Source organism: Arhodomonas sp. KWT, assembly GCF_010993615.1.
Genome location: NZ_WNXE01000069.1, coordinates 1 through 3731, shown reverse-complemented (window position 1 = coordinate 3731; position 3731 = coordinate 1). Strand labels below are relative to the sequence as shown.

General features: G+C 66.3%; 3 protein-coding genes and 1 pseudogene. 1 reads left to right on the top strand and 3 read right to left on the bottom strand.

Going from position 1 to position 3731, the window contains the following annotated elements; all coding sequences use genetic code 11:
- The 3 genes from metK to G7A99_RS11375 form a co-directional block, all read right to left on the bottom strand.
- Nucleotides 1-1089, bottom strand: a 1089-nt coding sequence (gene metK / locus G7A99_RS11385) for a methionine adenosyltransferase (protein ID WP_163140269.1), incomplete at its 3' end; no start/stop codon positions are given.
- A 94-nt stretch (nt 1090-1183) separates the two neighbouring features.
- Nucleotides 1184-2023: a methyltransferase domain-containing protein gene (locus G7A99_RS11380; protein ID WP_018716471.1), complete on the bottom strand. Its 840-nt coding sequence runs from the start codon at nt 2021-2023 to the stop codon at nt 1184-1186.
- Nucleotides 2023-2832 (bottom strand): class I SAM-dependent methyltransferase, encoded by an 810-nt coding sequence (locus G7A99_RS11375; protein WP_163140267.1) that lies wholly within the window; start codon nt 2830-2832, stop codon nt 2023-2025. The genes G7A99_RS11380 and G7A99_RS11375 overlap by 1 nt, the downstream gene beginning before the upstream one ends.
- Before the next feature lie 576 nt (nt 2833-3408).
- On the opposite strand from G7A99_RS11375, the pseudogene G7A99_RS11370 reads away from it, so the two are divergent.
- Nucleotides 3409-3731: pseudogene (locus G7A99_RS11370) on the top strand (transketolase); the annotation flags it as partial.

The window sequence follows — 3731 nt, the reverse complement described above, 5'->3', positions numbered from 1 at the left end:
GAAGTGCCCGTAGGCGGCGGTGCCGGCGTAGATCGGACGCTCCAGGTCGAGCATCTTGAGGATGCCGAACGGGCGCAGATCGAAGATCTCACGGACGATGTCGGTGAGCTGGCTGTTGTCGATCTTGCCGGTGCCGAAGGTCTCGAGCATCACGGAGGTCGGCTCGGCCACGCCGATGGCGTAGGAGAGCTGGACCTCGCACTTGTCGGCGAGACCGGCGGCGACGACGTTCTTGGCCACGTAGCGTGCCGCATAGGCGGCGGAACGGTCGACCTTGGACGGGTCCTTGCCGGAGAACGCGCCACCACCGTGACGGGCCATGCCGCCGTAGGTGTCGACGATGATCTTGCGCCCGGTCAGGCCGCAGTCACCGAGGGGGCCGCCGGTGACGAACCGCCCGGTCGGGTTGATGTGGAACTTCGTGTCGCCGTGCAGCCACTCGGACGGCAGCACCGGCTTGACGATGTGCTCCATCACCGCCTCGTGGATCTGCTCCTGGGTGATGTCGTCGTCGTGCTGGGTGGACAGCACCACGGCGTCACAGCCCGTGACCCGGCCGGCGTCGTCGTAGGCAAAGGTGACCTGGCTCTTGGCGTCGGGACGCAGCCAGGGGAGCGTGCCGTTCTTGCGCAGCTCCGAGTGCTTGCGCACCAGGCGGTGGGCGAAGTCGATCGGCGCGGGCATGAGGGTGTCGGTCTCGTTGCACGCGTAGCCGAACATCAGGCCCTGGTCGCCGGCGCCCTGATCCTCCGGGCGGCTGCGGTCGACGCCCTGGTTGATGTCCTCGGACTGTGCGCCGAGCGCGTTGAGCACCGCGCAGGTGGCGTAGTCGAAGCCCTTCTCGGAGCTGTCGTAGCCGATCTCGGCGACCGTGTCGCGCACGATCTTCTCGATGTCCACGGTGGCCGAGGACTTGGTCTCGCCGGCGATCAGCACCATGCCCGTCTGGGCGACGGACTCGGCGGCGACGCGCGCCTTCGGGTCCTGGGCGAGGTAGGCGTCCAGAATCGCATCGGAGATCTGGTCGCACATCTTGTCCGGGTGGCCTTCAGAAACGGATTCCGAGGTAAAGAGATACTTCTTGCTCATGAATCACTCTCTGTCATGGGTGAACCGGGCATTCTAACGGTCCTTGCCCGTTGAAACGAACGCGGGGCCGTCCGGGCCCCGCGGCGATCTATTCTCAGTCCGCCTTGCGGAAGACGAAGATACCCCAGGCCAGGTAGCCCTTGTGGCCGCCGTCGACCCAGTGCTGCAGGCCGGTCTTCATCCGCTTGATGTAGTCCTTGCTGACCCGCTTGCCCACATCGGCCTCGTGCTCGGTGAGCGCCTTGAGGATGCGCCCGTAATGGGTCGCGACCATCTCGGTGTGATCCTCGAAGTCCACCTCCTCGAAGCCGAGGCCCTTGAGCTCGCGGCGGTAGAAGCCGGGGGAGCCGAGGGTCTCGAGGTGGATGCGCGCGTAGATCGGATCGAGCACGCCCTCCGGGCAGTCGTCCGTCTGCATCGGGTCGGTGAACACGAAGTGCCCGCCCGGGCGCAGCACCCGCGCGACCTCGCGCAGGACCTTGGGACGGTCGCCGCTGTGGAGGATCGCGTCCTGGGACCAGATCACGTCAAAGCTCGCGTCGTCGAAGGGCAGGTCCTCGAAGCTGCCGTCGATGACCTCCACGAGGTGGTCCACGCCCTGCTCGCGATTCTTCTGCCGGGCCCGCTCGTTCTCCTTCTCGGAGAGGTTGAGCGCGGTCACGTGGCAGCCGTAGGTCCTGGCGAGGTAGCGCGCGGAGCCGCTGTAGCCGGCGCCGACATCGAGCACGCGGGTCTCCGCGTCGATCTTCGGCAGCTTCTCGGCCATGCGTGCGACGGTGCGCCGGCTGGCGTCGTAGACCGGCTCCTCGGAGCTGTTGTACAGCCCGATGTGGATGTCCTCGCCACCCCATACCGTGTAGTAGAAGTTATCGGCGTCGTCGCTGTTGTAGTACTCGCGCGCGGTCTCAACCGCTGCCGTGTAGGTCGCAGCCATTACGCGTCCTCCTGTTCATAGCTTTTCTCGGCGACGTGGACGAAAAAGTCCGGCTCCGTCTCCCGGTAGGTCTCCTGGAAGTCGCCGTAGGTGTCGATGTGCTGGAAACCGACCTCGTGCATGAGCCGACGCGTGTACTCCTTGCGCAGCGGGAACATGTTGAGGTGGTAGACGGAGCCGTCGTTGAACTCGTACTTGAACCGGGCGAGACCGTCGTCCATGTGCTCGGGGTGGACCGAGACGTGGTCGCCGCAGTAGTAGAAGGTGTGCTTGCTGGAGTAGCCGACGTCGAGGATGGCGTCGTAGTTGCGCTGATCGAGGATCAGCACGCCGTCGTGCTTGAGTGTGGCGTAGAACTCGGCCAGGGCCTTGCGCCGGTCGTGCTCGGAGAACAGGTGGGTGAAGGAGTTCCCGAGACAGATCACCGCGTCGTAGTGGCAGTGGATGTCGCGGTTCAGCCAGCGCCAGTCCACCTGCACCGTGCGCAGGATGTGGCCACGCTGCCGGCCGTTCTCGAAGGCCTTGGCGAGCATCTCGGGGCTGCCGTCGCAGCTGACGACCTCGAAGCCGGCCTCGAGCAGGCGCACGGAGTGGAAGCCGGTGCCGGTGGCGACGTCGAGCACGCTCTTCACGCCGCGCTCGCGCAGCAGGTCGATGAAGAAGTCGCCCTCGCTCTCGGCGCGGCTGTCCCAGTCGATGAGCTCGTCCCACTTGTCGACGAAGCCCTCGATGTACTCCTGCTGATAGTGTTCGCTTTCCCTCACCTCTATCGGGTTGTTCCCGAAGTCCTGCTTCTCTTGTGTCGCCATGGTCGTGGCCCTTCCTGTGGACGGTTGAAATCCCGGTCCGCGCGGGGCGGCGCCGGCCGCCCCCGGTCCGGGGACTCGGTCTCCACGTGTTCGTCGTTGCGCTCGGCAGACGGGCATGCCCGTCCCCGCTACGGGGGGAGCGCCCGTTGTGCTGCCTCACCGCGGCACGTTCACGCGCCACGTCGTCCCTGTCGCTGCTGGCTCTTTCGCTGGCCGGCCGGTGGCCGGAAGAGACGGCTTATCGCCTAAAGCCCCCGCCGACGTGTAGACCCATAAGCGGCGTTCATCGAGCCGCCCTGCAGCCTGAAGCGGGGACATGTTCGTTATGAATTCACTACATGGTGGTTCAGGACGTCATGAATTTCAAAGGTGATTTCGTGACGATGTGGTTACCCGGGCCCGGCGCGCCCCGCGCCGGGCCTTTTGCCGCCGGTCCCTGCGCCGCTTGTCGGCACCCGGCGTTGGCTTGCCACATTGCGGGAACTTGGCGAGAATTACCGCCCTGCGGCGTGCGCCGGCGCGGAGCCTGGCGGGCGCCGGCCCTGCGCCACCAGCTGATCCGGGAGACCTCACCGCATGCCTTCTCGCCGCGAACTCGCGAACGCCATCCGTGCCCTGGCCATGGACGCCGTGCAGCGCGCCAACTCCGGGCATCCGGGGGCGCCCATGGGCATGGCCGATATCGCGGAGGTGCTCTGGAACGACTTCCTCCGCCACAATCCGGGCAATCCGCACTGGGTCAACCGCGACCGCTTCGTGCTCTCCAACGGGCACGGCTCGATGCTCCAGTACGCGCTGCTGCACCTGTCGGGCTACGATCTGTCGCTGGAGGACCTCAAGTCGTTCCGCCAGCTGAACTCACGCACCCCGGGGCACCCGGAGGTGGGCTACACCCCCGG